The organism is Xanthomonas axonopodis pv. maculifoliigardeniae, from assembly GCF_041519315.1.
GTDB classification, from domain to species: domain Bacteria; phylum Pseudomonadota; class Gammaproteobacteria; order Xanthomonadales; family Xanthomonadaceae; genus Xanthomonas; species Xanthomonas euvesicatoria.
In genome coordinates, this window is record NZ_CP167998.1 from 948119 (window position 1) to 970377 (window position 22259).

Consider the following 22259-nt stretch of genomic DNA (forward strand, 5'->3'; position numbering starts at 1 on the left):
TCAGCTCCCGCCCGCAATCAGCGGGTCGTCGAAAAAGTAATCGCCCACCTTGCCCGGCGCCTGCTTGATCGCCCCGCTGTGCTGCATGAACTTGCCCAGCCCCAGCGTGTTCTGCGGTGCCACGGTGAACTGCACTTTCGGGTCCTTGAGGATCTGCAGCACCAGCGCGCGGTCGATGCCCGAGCCATTACGACGCAGGAAGATATCGGCCGCCTGCTCCGGATGGGCCGTAACGAACTTCGCCGCCTGGTCCAGTGCGGCGACAAACGCGCGGTAGGTCTTGGGATTGTCCTTGCGGAATTTTTCGGTGGCGTACAACACCGTTGCCGACGACGGGCCGCCTTCGATCTCGTAGGAACTGGTAACGATATGCGCGGCCGGGTTGCGCGCCAGTTCCTGCTCCTGAAACGGCGGGCTGGCAAAATGCGCGGTGATTTCGGTACGCCCACGGATGATCGCCGCGGCGGCATCCGGATGCGGCAAGGCGACTTGTAGCGCGTCGAGCTGATGGGTGCCCTTGTCGCCCCAACGTTGTTGCGAGGCGTGTTGCAAGAAACGTGATTGCACGGAGACACCCGTCGCCGGCACCGCAATACGGTCCTTTGGCGTGAAATCGCCGATGGACTTGATGCGGGGATTGTTGCTGATCAGGTAGTACGGGAAATTGCCCAGCGATGCGACGCCGCGGACATTCTGGCGGCCGCGCGTACGGTCCCAGATGGTGAACAACGGCCCGACACCGGCACCGGCGATATCGATCGAACCGGTCAACAACGCATCGTTGACTGCCGCCCCACCGGAGAGCTGCAGGAATTGCACGTCGATGTCCACACCGGCGGCCTTGCCCTGCTGTTCGATCAACTTCTGGTCCTGCGCCACGTCCAGCAGCAGGTAAACGATGCCGAATTGCTTGGCGATCCGCAGCTTGCCTTCGGCCTGCGCATGCGCGCTGTGCAACAGCGGCAGCGCGGCCAACACCAGCAGCGCGATGCGCCGCGAAAAACGCCGGCGCGGCGCAGGAGCGTGGGAAGTGACGGTCAAACGCATGCGGCGCTCCAGTCGGGAAGGGGAGGGAACAGGGGCAGGCTCAGAACGGCGCATCGCCTTCGATGGTGGTGCGGTTGAGCCGACGGCGCAGATGATCCGGCGTGCCTGCAGCCAGATGCATCACCGAACGGTTGTCCCAGAACACCATGTCGTGCGGCTGCCAGCGATGCCGATACACCAGCCCAGCATGCGTGGAGTGTTCGAACAACCTCTGCAACAGCGCGCGGCTTTCGTCCTCGGGCAAGCCGACGATGCGCGTGGTGAAATGCTCGCTGACGAACAGCGCCTTGCGGCCCGTCTCCGGATGCGTGCGCACCACCGGGTGCTGCACCGGTGTCACTTCGGCAATCTGCTCCGGCGTCAGTGCCGGCCGCCACGGATTGCGGGCGCGCAACTCCTCGTACTTGGCCAGATAACTGTGTTCGGCACGCAGGTCCTGCACGGCGCGTTTGAGCGATTCGGGCAGCGTTTGCCATGCCAGGTGCTGGTTGGCAAAGAGGGTGTCGCCGCCTTCGCCGGGCAGCTCCTGCGCATGCAGCAGCGACCCCAGGCTCGGTGTTTGCTTGTACGACAGATCCGAGTGCCAGTAATGCCCGGCATCGCCCAGGCCGATCGGCTCGCCGTTCTCCTTGATGTTGGACACCACCAGCACTTCCGGGTGCCCGCGCAGTTGAAAGTTGCGCAGCACGTGAATCTGCAGCGGCCCGAAGCGACGGCTGAATTCCACCTGCTGGGCCGGTGTGATGCGTTGATCGCGAAACACCAGCACGTGGTAATCCAGGTGCGCGCGGTGGATACGCGCGAAGGTGGCGGCGTCCAGCGGTTGCGCAAGGTCCAGCCCGATCACTTCGGCGCCCAGCGGAGCGTCGAATGGCACGATCCTGACGCTGGAGCTCTGCACGGGGGAAGACGCATCGCGCGGCGTGTGCACACGCGCTGCGGAAGTGATGCTGGCCATGACGTGGCACCTCGACGGCAACGAAAGGCCGCCTGGGCCGGCGGCCGGACATACCACTCTAGGCAGTCGTGCCACCGCTGCGAACGTACGATTTGCAAGGTGCTTATGCGCTGCAGACATATGCAGCACTCACAGAAGAGCAAGGCCCCTCACGCTGCGCGCCACAGCGTCCGTGAGCTGGCCTGCAGCACAGCCACCGGGCCGCGCGTCGCATGCCGTTGCCCGCATGCGACGCGTTTTACCCGCGCTTATTCGCTCCGCAATGCCAATGCCGGCGGCGTGGACAGGATGCGCCGCGTGCCCGACCAACCCGCCAACAGACTCAAGGCCAGCCCGAATGCGCCGCCGAGCAGCAGGCGCGGCCAATCCGGTGTCAACGCCATCTCGAACGCCTGCTTCCCGACGACCGCGCCGATCACGGCCGCAGCGGTCACCGCCAGCGTCGCCGCCAGCAAGCCAAGCGCGCCGAATTCCACCAGCACCGCACCGCGTAGCTGGCCACGGCGTGCGCCCAGGGTGCGCAACACTGCGCTGTCGTAACGGCGTTCGCCCGCGGTGGCCTGCAATGCGGCCAGCAACACCAGCATGCCGGCCAGCAGGCTGAAGCCCATCACCAGTTGCACCGCCTGTGCCACCTGGTCGATGACCTCGCGCACGCGGCCCAGGATGGCATCGATATCCAGCAACGAAATGTTCGGATAGTCGCGACTCAGCGCCGCCAGCTTGGACGCATTGCCCGGCGGCAGGTGGAAGGCGGAAATCAGGTTGTACGGCGCATCGCCGACCGATCCTTGATTGAGCAGCAGGAAGAAGTTGACCCGGAACGAATCCCAATCGGCCTTGCGGATGCTGGTCACGGTGAACGTGCGTTGCTGTTCGCCCAGCAGCAGGGTGATGCGATCGCCCAGTTTGAGCTGGTAGCGCTGCGCCCAGCCTTCTTCCACCGAGGCTTCCGCCGCGGTGCTGTCGGCCGCCCAGAACTTGCCCTGCAGCAGCGTATTTGCCGGCGGGAACGCGTGACGCCAGGAAAAATTCACCGGGCGGTTGTCGCCGTCGCCATCGTCGGCCGGGTCGCGGTCGCCACGCACCGGCGGTTTGTCGTTGATGGCCACCAGGCGCCCGGTGGAAAACGGCTCCACGGCCGCATCCTTCACCCCCAGGCCGCGCAGCGTCTGCAGCACCGGCTGGGTTTGTTCGGGCTGGATGTTCATCAGGAAGTAGTTGGGCGTATCGGCCGGCAGGCGGTCGCGCCATTGGCCGAGCAGGCCCGGGCCGACCACCGCCAGCAGCAACAGCGCGCACAACGACAGCGACAGCCCGACCAGTTGCACCACGCTCAGGCCGCGGCGCCGTGTCAGCGAGGCCAGGCCAAGTTTCCAGGCACCGCGCAGACGGTGCTGGATCGGTCGCAGCAACGCGAGCAGGCCCAGCCCCAGCAACATCGCCACCAGTGCCAGCGCGGCCAGGCCGCCCAGCACCCAGCCGGCCAATACCAGGTTGCCGGTGGCATAGACGGTGAGCGCCAGCGTGGCGGCCAGGGCGGCGCCATACACCAGCAACGAGCTGGGCGGCACTGCGGCAAAGCTGCGGTTGAGCACGCGCATCGGTGGCACGTTGCGCAGCCGCAGCAGCGGCGGCAGGCCGAAGCCCAGCAACAGCACCAGGCCGATGCCCGCACCGGCCAGGGCAGGCGTGGCCTGCGGCAGCGGCAACCGGTTCGGGATCAGGCTGCCCAGCGCCTGCACCAGGCCTTCCTGCGCAAGCATGCCAAGCCCGATACCGACCAGGCAGGCCGGAATCGCCGTCAGCAGCAACTGCAGCGACAGCATTGCCAGGATGTCGCGCTGGCGGGCGCCCAGGCAGCGCAAGACCGCCACGGTGTCGATGCGTCGCATCGCAAACCGGTTCGCTGCCAGGGCCGTGGCCACGCCGGACAACAGCACCGCCAGCAACGCCGACAAGGCCAGGAAGCGGCCGGCGCGATCAAACGCTGCACGCATGCCGCGTTGGGTGTCTTCGATACCCACCAGGCGATACTCGCTGGCGCGTGGCTTGAGCCAGGCGCGCAAATCGGCGATGGCATCCGGTGCGCCGGCGAACATCAACCGATGGGAGGCGCGGCTGCCTGGGCCGAGCAGGCCGGCGCCGTCGATATCGGCGCGATTGACCAGCAGCGGCGGCGAGAGCTGCATCAGCTCCCCGGAGGCATCGGGCTCGGCGCGCAACACGCCGGTGATGGTCAGATGGCCGGCACCGAATTCCAGTTGCTCGCCCACGTGCAGGCCCAGCGCTTCGAGCAGGCGCGGATCGGCATAGGCCTGGCCCGGCGGCGGTGCGCTGGCGACGCTGCCTTCCGTCCCGGTGCCGTCCTTGGACACCAGCAACTGCCCGCGCAGCGGGTAGCCGGGGCCAACGCCGCGGATATTGGCCATCTGGCTGGCATCGCCATGGAACAGCACGCTGGGAAAGCTGACCATGCGCGTGCTCTGCAGGCCGCGTCGCTGGGCTTCTGCGGCGAAGTCGGCTGGGATCTCCTGCCGCCCGGTCACGCCCAGATCGCCGCCGAGCACTTCGGCCGCGCTGGAGGTCAGCGCGAGCGTCACCCGGTCGACCAGGGTGACCACCGCGGTCATCACCGCCACGCCCAGCACCAGCGCGGCGAACACCGTCAGCAGATCGCCGGCCAGGAATTCGCGGCGCACGGCGCGCGCGGCTTGGCGCACGACGTTCATGCCGCCGGACCGGTCTGTGCGTGCAGGCGGCCGCTGTCGATGCGGTAGATGTGCCTGCAGCGCTGCGCCAGGCTCATGTCGTGTGTGACCAGCACCAGGGTGGTGTCGCTGGTGGCATTGAGCGCGAACAACAGGTCGCTGATCTGCGCGCCGGTGGCCTGGTCGAGGCTGCCGGTGGGCTCATCGGCGAACAGGATGCGCGGGCGGGCCACGAAGGCGCGCGCCAACGCCACGCGTTGCTGCTCGCCACCGGACAGCTGGCGCGGGTAATGCCGCGCACGTGCACTCAGGCCCACGGCCTCCAGCACTTCGCGCACCCGCGCCGGATCCTCGCGCCCGGCCAGTTCCAGCGGCAGTGCGATGTTTTCTTCGGCAGTCAGCGCCGGCAGCAGGTGGAAACTCTGGAACACGAAGCCGACGTCGCGGGCGCGCAGCGCAGCGCGCGCTTCTTCGTCGAGCTGGCCCAGGTCCTGGCCCGCCAGCGCGATGCTGCCGCGGCTGGGCAGGTCCAGCCCGGCCAGCAGGCCGAGCAGAGTGGTCTTGCCGGAACCGGACGCGCCGACGATGGCGATGCTGTCGCCTTCACTGACCGTCAAGCTCACGTTGTCGAGGATGTGGAGCGTTCCCTCCGGGCCACTGACGGACTTGCCGACCTCGCGAACGTCGATGGCGGTGCGGGTGCTGGAGCGGGGGGCCAGACTGTCGATGAGGAATCTCCGAATGCGTGAAAGAACACTGCGATATGGCGTGCTGGCCCTGTGGCTGCTGACACTCTCCCTGCTTGCGCCGGGGATTGCCTCTGCCAAAAGTCCGGTCGCCACTGCGCCGGTCCTGGTGGTGGGCGACAGCCTGAGCGCTGCGCACAACATCCCGGTGCAGTCCGGCTGGGTGACCTTGCTGGACCAGCGCCTGAAGCGTGACATGGCGACGCCACCGGCAGTCGTCAATGCCAGCATCAGCGGCGAAACCACCTCCGGCGCGCTGACCCGGCTGCCGGGCCTGCTGGAAAAACACCGCCCCGGCGTGGTGGTCATCGAGCTCGGCGGCAACGACGCGCTGCGCGGGCTGACCCCGGCCCAGCTCAAGGGCAACCTGGAAAAGATGATCCAGCTCAGCCAGCACGCCGGCGCCAAGGTGCTGCTGCTCGGGATCGACGTGCCGCCCAATTACGGCCCAGCCTACCGCGAGCGGCTCAAGGCGACCTATGCGGACCTCTCCACACAGTACAAGACCGCGCTGGTGCCGTTCTTCCTGGAAAAGGTCGCGCTGCAGCCCGGCCTGATGCAGGCGGACGGTCTGCACCCCACCGCCGCCGCGCAACCGAAGGTGCTGGAGACGGTATGGCCGGCATTGCGCCCGCTGCTCGGCCGCTAAATGCCGCGGAACACGAAACGTTATCCGGTCTTCACGCTCTTTCCACCGTCGATCCGGCATGTTTCACAAAGCTGAAGACCGAGGAAAGTCCATGCGTCAGACCAAGGAAACGTCCGGCCTCGTGCTGGTCGTCGAAGACAACCGCAATATCTCCGAAATGATCGGCGAGTACCTGGAAGGCCGTGGCTTCGAGGTCGACTACGCGCAGGACGGCCTGGACGGCTACCGTCTTGCCGCGGAGAACAGCTACGACGTGGTCGTGCTGGATCTCATGCTGCCACGCCTGGACGGCATCGAAGTGTGTCGCCGCCTGCGTAACGACGCACGCAAGTCCACACCGGTGTTGATGCTGACCGCCCGCGACACGCTGGACGACAAGCTCACCGGCCTGGGCTTTGGCGCCGATGACTACCTGACCAAGCCGTTTGCGATTCAGGAACTGGAGGCGCGCCTGCGTGCCCTGATCCGCCGCGAGCGTCGCCAGGTGGGCTCGGAAGTGCTCAAGGTCGCCGACCTGGTGCTGGACCCGGTGAGCATGCGCGCCACCCGTGCCGGCACCGAGCTGCAGCTCTCGCCGATCGGCCTGCGCCTTTTGACCATCCTGATGCGCGAATCGCCGCGTGTGGTCACCCGCCAGGAAATCGAGCGCGAAATCTGGGGCAACGGCTTGCCCGATTCGGACACCCTGCGCAGCCATCTGTACAACCTGCGCAAGATCATCGACAAGCCGTTCGACCGTCCGCTGCTGCACACCGTGCAGAGCGCCGGCTATCGCATCGCCGACATCGCCCAACCGATGGCGTGATGTCACGCGCCGGCCGCCGTTCTGGCGGCCGGCTGCTGTATAGGCGCTCACGCGCCGCTCGATCTCCTGTGCTGCCGGCTGGTTGCACGAAGGACTCACGGAAGCGTTGCCTATACTCCGGCGCTCTTCCCTGGATGCAGTAATGCCACACGGGCTTCCGAGAAAAATACGTCTCGCCTTCCTGCTGCAGGTCGCGCTGGCGAGCCTGGCGCTGGTGCTGGCCGGGTATCTGGTGTCGTTCGTCATCAAATACAGCCTGGTGCGCACCGTGCTCGCCGACGAGGCCGTGCATTTCTGGCAGATGCAAAAGAGCGTGCCGGACAACCGGCCGCCCAATACTCGCAATATCCAAGGGTATTTTTCGCCCGCCGGCACCGCCGCCGAGGCTGCACCGGCCGCACTGCGCCATCTATCTCCGGGTTTCAGCGAAGTGGCTGCCGCCGATGCGCTGGTGTATGTCGATCAACGCCCGGAGGGGCGGCTGTATCTGGTGTTTCCGCGCTCGCGTGCGGCGCATCTGACGCTGTGGTTCGGTGTGGTGCCGGCAATCGTGGTGTTGGTGGCGATCTATGGCGTGTCCTGGTTCACCTATCGGGTTTCCAAGCGGCTGGTCTCGCCTATCAGCTGGCTGGCCCGGCGCGTCTCGCATTGGGACCCACGCAACCCGGATGTGGACGAACTGGCTCCGGAGCGGCTGCCTGCCGAATTGCAGGGCGAAACGCGCCAGCTGGCCGCCGCGCTGCATGCGCTGGGGCTGCGCGTCAGCGAGCATGTCGCGCGCGAACGCAATTTCACCCGCGATGCCAGCCATGAATTGCGCACTCCGCTCACGGTGATCCGCGTGGCCAGCGACATGGCCTTGGCCGACGACGAGTTGTCGGCGCGCACGCAGCGCAGCCTGCGTCGCATCCAGCGCGCCGGCCACGATATGGAAGCGGTGATCGATGCCTTCCTGATCCTGGCGCGCGAAGCCGAGATCGACCCGCAAAGCGAAAATTTCGATGTGGCCGAGCTTGCCAGCGAAGAGCTGGAAAGTGCGCGCGAATTGCTCGGCGACAAACCGGTGTCGTTGCGCATGGTCGGCGACCGCAGCCTGCAGATGTTCGCCCCGCCCAGGGTCATGCGGGTGGTGCTCAGCAACCTGTTGCGTAACGCCTGCGCTTACACCGATACCGGCAGCATCGAGGTGGAGGTGACCCACGACCGCATCGTGGTCCGCGATACCGGCATTGGCATGAGCGAAGAGGCGCGTGCCCGCGCGTTCGAACCGTTCTTCCGCGCCGACCCCACCCGCCCGCAAGGCACTGGGCTCGGCCTGTCGATCGTCCGTCGGCTATGCGATCGCTTCGGCTGGCGTATCGAACTGCAGAGCCAAGCCGGCGTCGGCACGTCCGTGGCGGTGGTCGTCGCCTGAGGCGTCACTTTGTGGTCCTGGCGCTTGCTGATGACGCCTTGCTGCCGCTCAACAGTCACGCGGCATGGCAGGAAGACGACGACCGGCTGCTGCACGCGCTCGGCTAACCGCTTCGATCACCCTATTTACCGCTCGGCAGCCGGAACGCTCAACGTGGTGCCAACAGTGTACCGGCGCGTGGACGTTTGCAGTGCCTTTAGCGACGTTGCAGGTGCTTGGCATTGCCGGTATTTCTTGCCCACACCGCCAATGCGGTCGCCACGTGCCCAAATCGCAGACCCCTACGTCAGTTGTGTGTGGGAACAGGGCCGGCAGGCTGCCGCCACGAAAAAACGCGCTGGCATGGAGCGGCAGCCAACGCCTCCCCTGCAGGCCGGCCGATCCGGCGACAGGCGCGCCGGATCGGCTCGGTTGCGTTCTAGCGTTGTTCCAATACCGGTGCCACGACCTTGCGCCAGATCGCGTAGCCATCGGCCGTCATATGCAGCCTGTCGGCGCGGAACAGTTCTGCGCGCGGTTTGCCGCTGGCATCGAGCATCGGGGTGTAGATGTCGACGAAGTCCACACGCGGCAGCGGGGCTAGCGCGTCCTTGATCAGGCGGTTGGCCTTGATCACGGCCGGCAGCAGTTGCGCGCGCGACGGGCTGGGCTTGATCGACAGATAGCTGATGCGTGCCTCGGGCAGGTCGCGGCGTACACGTGCCACGAATGCCAGCACATCATCGCGCACCTGTTCGGGTGTGCGGCCACTGTTGAGGTCGTTGTCGCCGGCGTACAGCACGACCTGGCGTGGCGCGTATGGAATCACGATGCGGTCTGCGTACCAGGTGCTGTCGCGCACTTCCGAGCCGCCAAAGCCGCGATTGATCACCGGTTTGCCCGGGAAATCCTGGGCCAATGTCTCCCAGAACCGGATCGATGAACTGCCGACGAACACGATGCCGTGCTTGGGCGGCGGCTGACGCGCGTCGCTCTCGGCGAAGCGTTGCATGTCTTGTTCCCAAGCGGCATTGGAAACCTGCGCCGGCACCGCCGGAGCGGTGTGCAGGGCGTCGGCATACGCATGGCCGGACAGGAGGACTAGGGCGCACAGCACGCTGCGCAGGCGATGGATGGTCATGCAGGAACCTTCAAAGTGAAGCGGGCTGCCATGGTGCGCCAGGCTGGAAGCTGAGGGCAAACCTGCCGGTAGCTGGCGGGGCGGGGCGCCACGGTGCAAGATTCGCACTTTCCCCAGCAGCGACCATGCCATGCGTTTGATTTGTTCCCCTCTTCGCCCATGCGGCAGGACGCACTGACGCATGGCCGATCAATTGGGGCACGTCCCGCGCGGCCCGCGTCGCATGCTCAAGGCGGCGATCTGGTCATGGCAGGGATTGCGCGCGGCGTGGCTGCACGAATCCTCGTTCCGCCTGGAGGTCTGTCTGGCGGCAGTGCTGGTGCCGCTCGGTCTGTGGCTCGGGCAGTCGGGACTCGAGCGCATTGCACTGATTGCACCACTGTTGATCGTGCTGGCGGCCGAACTGCTGAACTCGGCCATCGAAGCGGTGATCGAACGCTACGGCCCGGAACATCACGTATTGGCCGGGCGTGCCAAGGACATGGGCTCGGCGGCGGTGTTCGTGCTGCTGATCAATGTGCTGCTGTGCTGGGGATTGATCCTGTTGCCGCGGCTGTGGTGACGCGCGGCAGGCAGGGCGAGCCGGGCAGGGGCGTGTGCATGCGGGCTTGACCTGGCACGTGGCATGCTCGGGCTCTCTTCCAATGGAATCGCCTGCATGCCTGTCCTGATTCGCGCCTTGGTGTTGCTGATCCTGACCGCGTCGCTGTCCGGTTGCGGCTACAACGCGATCCAGCAGAAGGAAGAGGGCGTCAAGGCCGGTTGGTCGGAGGTGCTCAATCAGTATCAGCGCCGCGCCGATCTGATTCCCAACCTGGTACGCACCGTGCAGGGCTACGCCCAGCAGGAACGCCAGGTCCTGACCGAAGTGACCAATGCGCGTGCGCGCGTGGGCCAGATCCAGGTCAACGCCGATGACGAAGCGTCGTTGAAGCAATTCCAGCAGGCGCAAGGCGAGTTGGGTAGCGCGCTGTCGCGGTTGTTGGTGGTCAGCGAAAACTATCCGCAGCTCAAGTCGGACCAGTCGTTCCGCGATCTGCAGGTGCAGCTGGAAGGCACCGAAAACCGCATCACCGTGGCGCGTGGCCGCTATATCCAGACCGTGCAGGACTACAACACCTACATCCGCTCGTTTCCGCAGGTGATCACGGCCAAGATCTTCGGCTACCAGCCCAAGCCCAATTTCAGCGTGGAAAACGAAGCGCAGATCTCGCGCGCCCCGCAGGTGGATTTCGGTAATCAGCAGACGCCGCAGCAGGCACCGCAGCAACAGCCCGCGCCGCAGCCTGCGCAGTAATCAGTTGCTGTGCGTGCACGGCGCTTGTGCAGTGGTCGCTAGCAAGCGCAGTACGCGCGCTGTCGAGCAACGCACGGGCACGCGCCAGGTGATGCGCGCCGAGCCGCACATCAGCCCGAATCTGCGACCAAGCCAACAGACCGTGTCGAGGCGAGAGCTAGCTCTCCCATCGGGGAAGGGCTTGGTGAGGGTAGGTCGCCAGGCTTTGCAGTCGTTCGACCAGCCGCGGATTCGCTTCAGGCGCACACGTTCTCTGTAAGAGGCAATCTCCCGCAGGGAAGAAGCAATCGCAAAACCCCGCGCTGATGGACGATCGGCGCGCATCAGGTAGGAGTTGGCAATGCGACGAATGTGTTTGCGAGTGGTGTGGATGATGGCGTTGCTGCTGCCGGCATCGCTGCTGGCGCAGGAGTTGGCTGCCATCCCGCCGCTGCGCTCGCCGGTGGTCGACGTCACCGGCACCCTGGATGCGGCGCAGATCCAGCAACTCGAGCAACAGGCGCTGGCCTTGCAGCAGCGCAAGGGCGCGCAGTTGCAGATTTTGATCGTGCCGACCACGCAGCCGGAAGCGATCGAGCAATACACCCAGCGCGTGTTCGACCAATGGAAGATCGGTCGCAAGGGCGTGGACGACGGCGTGCTGCTGCTGGTGGCCAAGGACGACCGCCGCGTCCGCATCCAGCCGGGTTACGGCCTGGAAGGCGCCATTCCGGACATCACCGCCAACCGCATCATCCAGGAGTATCTGGCGCCGCGCTTCCGTGAGGGCGATTACGCTGGCGGCATCACGGCGGCGACCGCAACCCTGGCCGGCCTGATCGAGGGCGAGGCCCTGCCGGCGCCGGTCAGCGGGCATGCCGAGGGCGGCAACGGCGCGGGCGGCGGTGGCTGGATCATGGCGCTGTTCATCGGCTTCGTGGTGGCCATGGTGGCGCGGGGCATCCTGGGCGCGCTACCGCGCCCGCTGCGCGCCGTGCTGACCGGCGTTGCCGCCGGCGGTGCGGCGTTGCTGTTGACGTCGTTGCTGTTGGCCAGTGCGGGCGCGGCGCTGATCGGCCTGCTGGCCGGCCTGTCCTCCGGCTCGCCCGGCCGCTTTGTCGGTGGCGGAGGCTGGGGCGGTGGCTTCGGCGGCTTCGGTGGATTTGGCGGCGGCGGCCGCGGCGGTTTCGGCGGCGGTGGTGGCTGGGGCGGTGGCGGCGGGTCATCAGGAGGCGGTGGCGCCTCGGGGAGCTGGTAATGCGGTGGCTCAGGCATATCTTCGCGCCCTCGGCGCAGCGCACTTTTCCAGCCGCATGCATGGACGCCATTGCGGCGGCGGTGACCGCGAGCGAGCGCTCGCACACCGGCCAGATCATGGTCGCGGTCGAGGCCGACCTGCCGCTGGAGGCGTTGTGGCGCGGGCACAGCGCGCGGCAGCGCGCCGAGCAGGCCTTCGCCCAGCTGCGGACCTGGGATACCGAAGCCAACAACGGGGTGCTGATTTACCTGCTGCTGGCCGACCACGCCATCGAGGTGGTGGCAGACCGCGGTCTGCGCAGCCGGGTGCCGGAAGCGCGCTGGGCAGAGGTGTGCCGGCGCATGCAGCAATTCCTGCGCGAAGGCCAGCACGAAGCGGCTGTCCTGGCCGGCATCGAGGCGGTGACCGAGCTGTTGGCCGAGCATTTCCCGGCCACAGACGGCGCGCAGCATGAAGACGAGCTACCTGACCGGCCGCGGATTTTAGGCTGAGCGCGTGCGAGGTGTCAGAATAGCGGCCTCGCTTGTTTGTGATACGCGGTCCGCATGATCTATCTGCACGCCATCGACCCCATCGCCTTCTCGCTCGGCCCGGTGCAGGTGCACTGGTACGGCTTGATGTATTTGGCGGCGTTTTTCTCGGCCTGGGCGCTGGGCCGTTCGCGCATCCTGCGCGGTCGCCTGCCCGGGGTAGACATGGATGGTTTTTCCGACCTGCTGTTCTACGGCATGCTCGGCGTGGTGTTGGGCGGGCGCATCGGCTACATGCTGTTCTATGCGTTCGAGACCTTCCTGGCCAACCCGCTGATCCTGTTCAAGGTCTGGGAAGGCGGCATGAGCTTCCACGGCGGCCTGCTTGGCGTGTTGATCGCCTGCTGGCTGTGGGCGCGCAAGCACCGGTTGCACTTCTTCGATGTGATGGACTTTGTCGCCCCGCTGGTGCCGCTGGGTCTTGGTTTCGGGAGGCTCGGCAATTTCGTCGGCGGCGAATTGTGGGGCAAATTCACCCAGGCCGGCTGGGGCGTGATCTTTCCGCACGCGCCGGAACTGGCGGACCGGTTGCCCGCGCAGATCCAGGCGCAGTACGCCGCCGGCGCGTTGAACCAGTTCGCACGCCACCCATCGCAGCTCTATGAAGCTGCACTGGAAGGCGTGGTGATGTTCGTGGTGTTGTGGACGTTCTCCATGAAGCCGCGCTCACGGTATGCGGTCTCTGGCCTGTTTGCATTGCTGTATGGCGTGTTCCGTTTCATCGTCGAATTCGTGCGCGTGCCCGACGCGCCGATCGGCTACCTGGCCTTCAATTGGCTGACGATGGGCCAGATTCTGAGCCTGCCGTTGATTGCGGTTGGCCTGGTGCTGCTGGCGATGTCGCGCCGCGCGCCGGTGTTGCAGCCGGTGCTGCCGGCGCCCGCAGGCGTGGAGGCTGCCAAGTGAAGCCGTACCTGGAGTTGTTGCAGCACGTGCTGCAACACGGCGCAGAAAAGTCCGACCGCACCGGTACCGGCACGCGCAGCGTGTTCGGCTGGCAGATGCGCTTCGATCTCAACGACGGCTTCCCGTTGGTGACCACCAAGAAACTGCACCTGCGCTCGATCATCCATGAGTTGCTGTGGTTCCTGAAGGGCGACACCAATATCGGCTACCTCAGCGACAACCAGGTACGCATCTGGGACGAGTGGGCCGACGACAACGGCGATCTCGGTCCGGTGTACGGCAAGCAGTGGCGGCGCTGGACCGGCCCGGACGGTGTCGAAATCGACCAGATGCAGTGGCTGGTGGATGAAATCAAGCGCAATCCGGATTCGCGTCGGCTGGTGATCAGCGCCTGGAATGTCGGCGAGCTGCCGCAGATGGCGCTGATGCCGTGCCACAGCCTGTTCCAGTTCTATGTGGTGAACGGCAGGCTCAGTTGCCAGCTCTATCAGCGCAGCGGCGACATCTTCCTGGGCGTGCCGTTCAATATCGCCAGCTATGCGCTGCTGACGCATATGGTGGCGCAGGCCACCGGCCTGGGCGTTGGCGATTTCGTGCACACGCTGGGCGATGCGCACTTGTATTCCAATCATTTCGAGCAGGCACGCGAGCAACTGACGCGCACGCCGCGCGCGCTGCCCACCTTGCGTTTGAATCCCGAGGTCACCGACCTGTTCGGGTTCCGCTTCGAAGACATCGCCATCGAAGGTTATGACCCGCATCCGGCGATCAAGGCGCCGGTGGCGGTGTGACGAGCGAGTTGCGGCATTGTCCGCCGGTATCCACTTGAGACGGCAGCACTGTGATGGCCAAGCATTCGATCAAGGCACGGGAAAAACTGGCTGATTCGCTTATGGCAATGCAGGCCAGCCTGTTTGTGAATCTCACGAGCATCCTGCTCATCGCACCGATCGGCTTTTTCGGTATTGCCTTGTACAAGGGTGAACCCCTGCAGCTGACGAACGTCTTCGGCGGGCAGTCTTCGGCGGCGCTGGCGGTGATTGCCGTGTTGTACCTTGCGGCTTTCTGCCTTGGAATGATGGGCCGGCACGCCGCGATGAAAATCTACGACACGCTGTATCCGGACCGATGAAACTGACCCTGATCGTGGCCTTCGACCGCAACAACGCCATCGGTCGCGATAACGAGCTGCCGTGGAAGCTGCCCGATGATCTCAAGCGCTTCAAGGCGCTGACGCTGGGCAAGCCAATCCTGATGGGGCGCAAGACGGCGCAGTCGCTGGGGCGTGCGTTGCCGGGGCGGTTGAATCTGGTGCTGACCCGCTCGGGGCAGGTGCCGTTCGACGGCATGCAGGCGGTCGCATCGGTGGAGCAGGCGATCGAACGCGCCGTGCAGGAGGGGGCGCAGGAGCTGTGCGTGATCGGTGGCGGGGAGGTGTATCGCCTGACCATGGAACGCGCCGATCTGCTGGCCGTGACCGAAGTGGACACCGCGGTGGATGGCGCCGATACGCACTTCCCGCCGATCGACCCTGCGGTGTGGTCGCCGGCGAGGCGCGAGTTACATGCTGCCGACGCCCGGCATGCCCATGCGTTTTCGTTCGTGGATTACGAACGCCGCTGAGCGATGCAGGGTCGCGCCCGGCACCGCGATGGCGACGGGCGCCTCGCGCGCTCAGTCCTGTGGCGTATCGACTGACGGCTTGGGGCCGGCCGCTGCGTTCCCCGCATTGCCGCGGTTGCCGCGCGAGCGCTGACGCCCCTGACGCTCACGTGGACGCCGCGGTGCGCGTGCGACCGGTGCCGGCCCGGTCACTTCCCGTCCGGGCACCTGCACCACGCGCAGCTCCTCGCTATCCAGCTGCAACGCCGTGAGCTTGCCGCCCCAGACCGCGCCGGTATCGATCGCATGCACACCCTGGGTGATCGTCAGGCCCAGTGCGGACCAATGCCCGCAGACGATCTTCAGGTCGCGCTCGACCCGTCCCGGCACTTCGAACCAGGGATACAGGCCCTGTGCCTGCGTCCCCGGCGTGCCCTTGTCGTCGGTGGCGATGCGCCCACGCGGGGTGCAGTAGCGCATGCGGGTGAATAGGTTGATGATGGCCCGGCTGCGGTCGTAGCCGCTCAGGCCCGGCGACCAGCCCGGCTGGTCGCCGTACATATTGCGCAGCAGCTTGCGATAGCCGCCGCCCTGCAGTTGCTGCTCGACCTCGCGTGCATGCTTTTCGGCCATCTGCGTGGTCCACTTCGGCGCCAGCCCGGCATGGATCATCATCCAGCCCAGGGTGCGGTCCACGTGCGCCAGCTTCTGCATGCGTAGCCAGTCCAGCAACGCATCGCGATCTTCGGCCATCACGATGCGCAGCAGATCCGGGTTGACCTTGCGCTGCTCTTCTTCCGAACGCGCCCCGATCGCCAGCAGCGATAGGTCGTGATTGCCCAGCACCACTACGCTGTGCGCGCGCAGGGAATGCACCAGGCGCAGCGTTTCCAGCGATTGCCCGCCGCGGTTGACCAGATCGCCGCAGAACCACAGCGTGTCCTGGGCGGGGTCGAAATTGATCTTCTCCAGCAACCGCTGGGTGATGTCGTAGCACCCTTGCAGGTCGCCGATGGCCCAGACGCTCATTGCGCGCGCTCCCTTACTCCGGCATTCATCAGTGCAGCGTCCTGGGCACGCTCAGCACGAAGGCGGCGATCGGAGCGATAAATTCGGTGCCATCGTCGGCCACCATGTCGTAGTGGCCCTGCATCTGTCCCTGCTCGGTCTCCAGCAGTACGCCGGAGGTGTAATGGAAAGCTTCGCCCGGTCGCAGCCACGGCTGTTCGCCGACCACGCCTTCGCCATCCACCTGCTCGGTGCGCCCGTTGCCATCGGTGATCTGCCAATGACGCGCGATCAGGCGCGCAGGCACCGCGCCCGCATTCTGGATGCGGATGCTGTAGGCAAAGGCGTAGCGGCCTTCGTCCGGGGTGGATTGATGGGCGAGGAAGCGGGGCGATACCTCGACCTCGACGCGGTAGCGCGGATCATCTTGCATGGCGAAAGTCTAAATAAAACGGTGTGGGAGCGGCGCTCAAGCCAGCTCGACATTGGCCAGCCGGATGAAATCCGCGACCTCCAGTTGTTCGGCGCGTGCATCCGGGCGCACCTGCGCGGCGTCGAAATGGGCCGGTTCGCAAATGGTGGACAAGGCATTGCGCAGGGTCTTGCGGCGCTGCCCGAACCCGGCGCGCACCACATCGGCGAAGCGGCGGCGGTCGTTGATCTGCACCGTGGCCGGGTCGCGCGGCACCAGCCGCACCACGGCCGAGTCCACCTTCGGCGGCGGCCGGAATGCGCCCGGCGGCACCACGAACAGCGCAGTCACCTCGCAATACGCCTGCAGCATCACGCTGAGCCGTCCGTACACCTTGCTGCCGGGGCCGGCGGCCATGCGGTCGACCACTTCCTTTTGCAGCATGAAATGCATGTCGGTCACGGCAGCGGCATGGTCCAGCGCATGGAACAGGATCGGCGAGGAGATGTTGTAGGGCAGGTTGCCGACCAGGCGGATTGGCGTGCCATCGGCCAGTGCAGTGAAATCCACGCTGAGCACATCGCGGTGGATGATGCTCAGCGCGCCGATCGGGGCCGCCGCTTCGGTCAACGGCGCGATCAGGTCGCGATCGAATTCGATCACGGTCAGCGCGCCATGCCTGCGCAGCAACGGAAAGGTGATGGCACCCTGGCCCGGGCCGATCTCGACCAGATGCTGGCCGGCGCGCGGGTCTACCGCCTGCACGATGCGGTCGATGTAATACCGGTCGGCAAGAAAGTGCTGGCCAAGCGACTTCTTGGCCGGTGCGCTGAAAGAAGAATTCATCTGCGCAGTTTAACGGAGGCCGCGCCTGCACGCGGTGTCGTTCGCGTGCCCGCCTGGCCTGGCGGATCGGCGGCGTGCGCCATGCGGCAGGCCCGCGCCGAGCAAGCACGCGTGGTGTTAGCGGCGCGCCGCCAATCGGGCGCACAACGCAGTGGCTGCCATCAGGCTGGAGGGGTCTGCGATTCCGCGGCCGGCCAGTTCCAGCGCAGTACCGTGATCCACCGCCACGCGCGGGTAGGGCAGGCCCAGGGTGATATTTACAGCCTGCTCGAAGCCGCTGTACTTGAGCACCGGCAGGCCCTGGTCGTGATACATCGCCACCACCGCGTCGAAACCGCGCAGTTTCTGCGGCAAGAACGCGGTGTCCGCCGGCAGCGGGCCGATCAGCTGCATGCCCTCGCCGCGCAGCTGCTCCAGCAGCGGAATGACGATATCCAGTTCCTCGCGGCCCAGGTGACCGTCTTCGCCGGCATGCGGGTTGAGGCCGAGCACGGCGATGCGCGGGTGCTCCAGGCCGAAGTCGCGCTGCATCGCTGCATGGGTAATGCGCAGGCATTGCAGCAGCGCATCGGCGGTGATCGCATCGGCCACCGCACGCAGCGGCAGATGGGTTGTCACCAGCGCAACGCGCACGATGCTGTTGGCCAGCATCATCACCACCGGGCAACCGGCTTGTTCGGCCAGCAGTTCGGTGGTGCCGGTGTAAGCAATGCCGCCGGCGTTGATCACTGCCTTGTGCACCGGGCCAGTGACGATTCCCTGCAGGCGGCCGGCGAGGCAGTCACCCGCGGCGCTGCGCAGGCCGGCGATCACTGCTGCCGCATTGGCCGGGTCGGGTGCGCCCAAACGCGTGGTCACGGCCTGGCGAACGGGATGCAGCGGCAGGTCGCCGGGCGCACGTGCCGGCTGGTCGGGATCGAGCAGCCGTACAGGCAACGACAGCGCCGTTGCGGCGCTGTGCAGGGTGTCTGGGTCGGCGTAGGCAATCAGATGCGCGTCCGAGCGCGGCTGCTGCGCAAGCCGGATGCATAGCTCCGGCCCGATTCCGGCCGGCTCGCCTGGCACCAGCGCGAGCGACGGGACCATCATGCTATCCGGCTGCCCGGTCTCAGCGCGTCGGCTTTGCCGGCGGCGGCGAGGGCGCTGCCGGGTCTGCCGATTTGGCCGGAGCGGCAGTGGCATTGTCATCGGCGCGGTCGCCGGTGCGGTAGCTCACGTACGCTTCGCCACGCAGTTCCTGCAGATAGCGGTTGTACTCTTCTTCTAGCTTGCGGCGACCGATGGTTTCACGCACCTGCGCGCGCTGGTTCTCGGCGCTGACGTCGGTCTGGCGGCTGCCGACGCGCTGCACGATGTGCCAGCCCGCCTGGGTCCGGAACGGTTCGGAGACTGCGCCGTCGGTCAGGCTTTCGACCTGCTTGCCGAAGTCCGGGCCGAACGCATCGGCGGGGAACCAGCCCAGATCGCCACCCTGACCGCGGCTGTTGGTGTCCTCGGAAGACTCCTTGGCCGTCGCCTGGAAATCGGCACCACCAACGATGCGTGCGCGAATCGTATCGATCTTGGCCTTGGCCTGCGCCTCGGTCTGGTTCTCGCCGATCCGCACCAGGATGTGGCGTGCGTGGTACTCGGTGACCATCTTCTTTTCGCCGCCGGCATTGGCGTCGCGCATTTCCACCAGCTTGAGCAACTGGAAGCCGCTCGGGCCGCGCAGCGGTCCGGCCACCTGGCCGGGCTGCATGTCGCGGATCAGCTGCGCAAATGCGTTCGGGATTTCATCCAGGCTGCGCCAGCCCAGATCGCCGCCTTCCAGCGCATTGGGGCTATCGGAATAACGCACCGCAGCGGCCGAAAAATCCAGCTCGCCCTTGTCGATCAAGGCTTTGACGCCATCGACCTTCTTCTGGCCGGTGGCGATCTGCTCGGCAGTTGCCCCTTCCGGCAAGCCGATCAGGATGTGCGCCAGGTGGTACTGGCTACCGGTGGCGGCCTGTTGGGCCAGTGCGGTATCCACTTCGCCTTCGCTCACGCTGATGCGGCTTTGCGCAAAACTCTGGCGCAGGCGCTGCACGATGATCTCGTCGCGCACCGATGCGCGGAAATCGGCGTAGCCCATCCCGTCGGCTGCCAGCTTCTGGCGCAGGCCGTCCACGGTCGTGCCGTTCTGCTGGGCGATGCTGGCGATGGCGCGGTTGAGTTCTTCGTCGCTGACGCGGATACCGTTGCCATCGGCACGGCTGACCTGCAGCTTGACCAGCACCAGGCGCTCAAGCACCTGCCGCTGCAGCACATCGTCTGGCGGCAGCTGGTTTTCGCGACCGGCGTACTGCGACTTGACGTTGCGGACTGCGCGATCGAGCTCGCTCTGCAGCACCACGTCTTCGTCGACGATGGCAGCGATGCGATCCAGCGGCTGGGATTGCTGTGCCGAGGCCAACGGCGAAACCGTGCTGGTGATGGCCAGCAGCGAGGCAAGAACAACAGAGAAAGGCTTGGTCATGGAATCAGGTTCGGATCGTAATCGTCCGGATTGGTCGTGGTGTTGCTGGGCGGGACCAGGTAGAGGTCGTCGCGGTAATAGCCGAGAATAGCACGGCGCAAAGTGCGGTCCGTGTTCTGCCCGAACGAGCTCAAGCCCTTCAGCACGAACTCAATCTGGATCGAGTTGTCCATCTCGCCATCGCGGTTGCGCACGAACCGGCGCACCAGCCCGCGTACCGCCAGGCAGCAGCTGTCCCATTGCACGCCACCGATGATTTCCAGCGGCTTGCGGTCCAGCAGCGAGTAGTAGTACCGACCGACCGCGCTCCAGCTGGGGTTGATCGGGTACAGGAAGGAGAAATCGGCCTGCTTGAGCTGGTCGCTGTTGTCGGTGAGGTTGCGACGGTAGCGATACGCCAGGTTGATGATGCCGTCGTTGTTGAGCAGGTAGCGCGTGCGCAGGCTGGCCAGATCTTCCTTGCGTGAGTTCGGGTTCCACTGGTAGGTGGCGCCCATCGACCAGCGGTCGTTGATCATGTAGTTGGCGTCAGCCACCCAGGCAGACTTGCCCTGTTCGACGGTCTGCTCGCTGCCGGCTGCCGAATTGTTGCTGTTGTTGATGGTGACCAGCGAGTCGCTGAAGTACAGGATCTGGCCCGCGCTCAGCGAGAGCTTTTCGCGGCCGTCGTCCTGGCGCAGCCAGCGCGAGGTCACTGCCAGGGTCAGCTGGTTGGCATCGTTCTGGCGGTCGGCGCCGGTGTAGCGGGTGTCGCGGAACAGCTGCCCGTAGCTGAAGGTGAACGGACGGGTGTCGAACACCGGCAGATCGTCCTGGTCGCGGTACGGCACGTACAGGTAGTACATGCGCGGCTCCAACGTATTGAGATAGTTGGTGCCAAACAGCGAGGTTTCGCGATCGAAGTACAGGCCGGCGTCCAGCGAGGCGATCGGCAGGCTGCGCGTGGGCGTGCGGTTGCCGGTCAGCGGTGCGGTATCGGCCAGCGTGGAATCCAGCTGGTACGCGGTGTAGCGCCACGCCACGGTAGGCGTCAGGAACCATGCTGCGCCCGACAGCGGCATCGAGATGTAGGGCTTGACGTCCAGGCGCGCGCCGCTGCCGTATTGCTTGTTGCGGATATTGGTACGGACGTACTCGTCGCCATTGTTGTTGTTGGCGTTCGGGATGAAATTCACCTGGTACGAATCGTCGTGGGTGAAGCGCACTGCCTCGGCATAGATACCGGCCTCGAAAATGCCCAGCGGCTTTTCCCAGGTGAAATACGCGCGCGGCTGCCGGTTATAGGGCAGGGCCTGCTCGTCCAGCGTGTAGTCGGTGAGCTGCCAACGGTCGGCCATCAGGCCCGCGGTCCAGGTCTCGCCGGTGCCGTAGATGCCCACGGTGCTCTGCAGGCTGGAGGCCGAGCCCATGCCGTTGATGCGGCTGGTGAAATCTTCCACGTAGCGCGTGTCGCTGACCCAGGAGATGCTACTGCGCGCCTGCCAATTGCTGTTGACGTTGTGGTAGCCGCTGTAGAACACGCTGCCACGGTCCTTGTCGCGCAACTTGTCGTTGGGCAGGTAGTTGCCGGTGACTTCGCCGCGACCGCCCTCGTACAGGTACCGGAATTCGGTGCCGAACATGAAACCGCGCTTGCTCATGTAGCGCGGCAACAACGTGGCGTCGTAGTTCGGCGCCAGGTTCAGATAGATCGGCTGCAGGTAGTCGAAGCCGTTACGGCCGGACAGACCGAATTGCGGAAACAGCAGGCCGGTCTGGCGGCGGTCGTCGATCGGGAACTTGAACCACGGGAAGTACAGCACCGGCACCTTGCCGATCTGCAGCACCGCGTTGCGCGCGGTACCGAAACCTTCCTCGTTGTCGACGTCGATCTCCGGCGCGCGAACGCGCCAGATCGGCTGCGAGGGGTCGCAGGTGGTGTACGTGGACCGATGCATCTGCCCGACCTGGCCCTGCAGGTCCACCGATTCGGCGTCGCCATTGCCGCGGCGCTCCACCAACTGGTACTGGATGTTGGTGACCTTGTGGGTGTCGGTGTCCTGATTGCCCTCGGCGCGGTCGGCGACCATGCGGAAAGAGGTGTCCTGGTAGCGGACATTGCCTTCGGCGATGTAGTTGCCGGTTTCGGTGTCCATGCGCAGGTTGTCGGCACCCAGGAACTGGTCGCCGCGCTTCAACGCAACATTGCCTTGGTATTGCGGGGTGGTGCTGGTGCCGGAGAGTTGGTCGCCTTCGATGTCGGTCGGCAACTGCTGGCGCATTTCTGCGGCCTTGGGGTCGGCGGCGGGGGCGCCGTCGAAGCCGGGTAGCGGGTCTACGGCCGGGCACAGTCCCCAGTTCAACGGCTTGTCGGCAGCCATGGCCGGGAGGCAGATGGCGATGCTCAAAGGCAGGGGCAGCAGGCGGAGAGCTCGGCGCACGCGTGGGTTCAACCAATAAAATGGCGACTAGCTTGCCGCATACCCCGCATA

General features: G+C 65.8%; 22 protein-coding genes. 11 read left to right on the forward strand and 11 right to left on the reverse strand.

Annotated features, from left to right (window positions below; genetic code table 11):
• The 4 genes from ACDH77_RS04060 to ACDH77_RS04075 all read right to left on the reverse strand — a co-directional run bounded on the left by ACDH77_RS04060 (position 1) and on the right by ACDH77_RS04075 (position 5333).
• Positions 1-1047, reverse strand: a complete 1047-nt coding sequence (locus ACDH77_RS04060; protein ID WP_029818714.1) for an ABC transporter substrate-binding protein — start codon at positions 1045-1047, stop codon at positions 1-3.
• A 40-nt stretch (positions 1048-1087) separates the two neighbouring features.
• Entirely contained in the window at positions 1088-2005 is a 918-nt protein-coding gene (locus tag ACDH77_RS04065; protein ID WP_011346465.1) for a TauD/TfdA dioxygenase family protein, read from the reverse strand.
• Between the two features lie 248 nt (positions 2006-2253).
• Positions 2254-4737, reverse strand: a complete 2484-nt coding sequence (locus tag ACDH77_RS04070; RefSeq protein WP_372353746.1) for an ABC transporter permease — start codon at positions 4735-4737, stop codon at positions 2254-2256.
• Positions 4734-5333 carry an ABC transporter ATP-binding protein gene (locus ACDH77_RS04075; protein WP_005910777.1) on the reverse strand — a complete coding sequence of 200 codons (600 nt, stop codon included), beginning with the start codon at positions 5331-5333 and terminating at the stop codon, positions 4734-4736. The genes ACDH77_RS04070 and ACDH77_RS04075 overlap by 4 nt, the downstream gene beginning before the upstream one ends.
• A gap of 109 nt (positions 5334-5442) precedes the next feature.
• Between ACDH77_RS04075 and ACDH77_RS04080 the strand changes: the two genes are divergently transcribed.
• The 3 genes from ACDH77_RS04080 to ACDH77_RS04090 all read left to right on the forward strand — a co-directional run bounded on the left by ACDH77_RS04080 (position 5443) and on the right by ACDH77_RS04090 (position 8330).
• The gene (locus ACDH77_RS04080) at positions 5443-6111 is read left to right on the forward strand and encodes an arylesterase (protein WP_005910775.1); all 669 of its coding nucleotides are present in this window, start codon (positions 5443-5445) and stop codon (positions 6109-6111) included.
• Positions 6112-6202: 91 nt separating this feature from the next.
• Positions 6203-6916 carry a response regulator transcription factor gene (locus ACDH77_RS04085; protein ID WP_002811889.1) on the forward strand — a complete coding sequence of 238 codons (714 nt, stop codon included), beginning with the start codon at positions 6203-6205 and terminating at the stop codon, positions 6914-6916.
• Positions 6917-7058: 142 nt separating this feature from the next.
• The gene (locus ACDH77_RS04090; protein WP_008573593.1) at positions 7059-8330 is read left to right on the forward strand and encodes a sensor histidine kinase; all 1272 of its coding nucleotides are present in this window, start codon (positions 7059-7061) and stop codon (positions 8328-8330) included.
• Between the two features lie 418 nt (positions 8331-8748).
• Here the strand turns inward: ACDH77_RS04090 and ACDH77_RS04095 are convergent, their stop codons facing one another.
• Positions 8749-9450, reverse strand: a complete 702-nt coding sequence (locus ACDH77_RS04095; protein WP_014089428.1) for an SGNH/GDSL hydrolase family protein — start codon at positions 9448-9450, stop codon at positions 8749-8751.
• 181 nt (positions 9451-9631) lie between these two features.
• On the opposite strand from ACDH77_RS04095, the gene ACDH77_RS04100 reads away from it, so the two are divergent.
• From ACDH77_RS04100 to ACDH77_RS04135, 8 genes are all read left to right on the forward strand, one after another.
• Positions 9632-10012, forward strand: a complete 381-nt coding sequence (locus ACDH77_RS04100) for a diacylglycerol kinase (protein WP_005910722.1) — start codon at positions 9632-9634, stop codon at positions 10010-10012.
• A 96-nt stretch (positions 10013-10108) separates the two neighbouring features.
• Positions 10109-10747, forward strand: coding sequence for a LemA family protein (locus ACDH77_RS04105; RefSeq protein ID WP_014089429.1), 639 nt, complete (start codon positions 10109-10111; stop codon positions 10745-10747).
• Between the two features lie 340 nt (positions 10748-11087).
• Positions 11088-11984, forward strand: coding sequence for a YgcG family protein (locus ACDH77_RS04110; RefSeq protein WP_031421176.1), 897 nt, complete (start codon positions 11088-11090; stop codon positions 11982-11984).
• Complete coding sequence (locus ACDH77_RS04115) at positions 11984-12475, forward strand: TPM domain-containing protein (protein ID WP_014089431.1); 492 nt, start codon at positions 11984-11986, stop codon at positions 12473-12475. Before ACDH77_RS04110 ends, ACDH77_RS04115 begins: the two co-directional genes overlap by 1 nt.
• Before the next feature lie 54 nt (positions 12476-12529).
• Positions 12530-13420: a prolipoprotein diacylglyceryl transferase gene (gene lgt, locus ACDH77_RS04120; RefSeq protein WP_008576385.1), complete on the forward strand. Its 891-nt coding sequence runs from the start codon at positions 12530-12532 to the stop codon at positions 13418-13420.
• Positions 13417-14211 carry a thymidylate synthase gene (locus tag ACDH77_RS04125; RefSeq protein WP_031421181.1) on the forward strand — a complete coding sequence of 265 codons (795 nt, stop codon included), beginning with the start codon at positions 13417-13419 and terminating at the stop codon, positions 14209-14211. The genes lgt and ACDH77_RS04125 overlap by 4 nt, the downstream gene beginning before the upstream one ends.
• 53 nt (positions 14212-14264) lie before the next feature.
• Entirely contained in the window at positions 14265-14552 is a 288-nt protein-coding gene (locus tag ACDH77_RS04130) for a hypothetical protein (protein ID WP_011346476.1), read from the forward strand.
• Positions 14549-15043, forward strand: a complete 495-nt coding sequence (locus tag ACDH77_RS04135; RefSeq protein WP_011346477.1) for a dihydrofolate reductase — start codon at positions 14549-14551, stop codon at positions 15041-15043. Before ACDH77_RS04130 ends, ACDH77_RS04135 begins: the two co-directional genes overlap by 4 nt.
• A 51-nt stretch (positions 15044-15094) precedes the next feature.
• Here ACDH77_RS04135 and ACDH77_RS04140 read toward each other — a convergent pair whose 3' ends face one another.
• The 6 genes from ACDH77_RS04140 to lptD form a co-directional block, all read right to left on the reverse strand.
• Positions 15095-16051 carry a symmetrical bis(5'-nucleosyl)-tetraphosphatase gene (locus tag ACDH77_RS04140; protein ID WP_011346478.1) on the reverse strand — a complete coding sequence of 319 codons (957 nt, stop codon included), beginning with the start codon at positions 16049-16051 and terminating at the stop codon, positions 15095-15097.
• 28 nt (positions 16052-16079) lie between these two features.
• Positions 16080-16463 (reverse strand): Co2+/Mg2+ efflux protein ApaG, encoded by a 384-nt coding sequence (gene apaG, locus ACDH77_RS04145; protein WP_007965232.1) that lies wholly within the window; start codon positions 16461-16463, stop codon positions 16080-16082.
• A 36-nt stretch (positions 16464-16499) separates the two neighbouring features.
• On the reverse strand, positions 16500-17288 hold the full coding sequence (gene rsmA / locus ACDH77_RS04150) for a 16S rRNA (adenine(1518)-N(6)/adenine(1519)-N(6))-dimethyltransferase RsmA (RefSeq protein ID WP_008576393.1): 789 nt from the start codon (positions 17286-17288) through the stop codon (positions 16500-16502).
• A 117-nt stretch (positions 17289-17405) separates the two neighbouring features.
• Positions 17406-18377, reverse strand: a complete 972-nt coding sequence (gene pdxA, locus ACDH77_RS04155; RefSeq protein ID WP_014089436.1) for a 4-hydroxythreonine-4-phosphate dehydrogenase PdxA — start codon at positions 18375-18377, stop codon at positions 17406-17408.
• A gap of 19 nt (positions 18378-18396) precedes the next feature.
• The gene (locus ACDH77_RS04160; RefSeq protein ID WP_008576397.1) at positions 18397-19788 is read right to left on the reverse strand and encodes a peptidylprolyl isomerase; all 1392 of its coding nucleotides are present in this window, start codon (positions 19786-19788) and stop codon (positions 18397-18399) included.
• Positions 19785-22208 (reverse strand): LPS-assembly protein LptD, encoded by a 2424-nt coding sequence (gene lptD / locus ACDH77_RS04165; protein ID WP_074053464.1) that lies wholly within the window; start codon positions 22206-22208, stop codon positions 19785-19787. Before lptD ends, ACDH77_RS04160 begins: the two co-directional genes overlap by 4 nt.
• Positions 22209-22259: the final 51 nt, after the last annotated feature.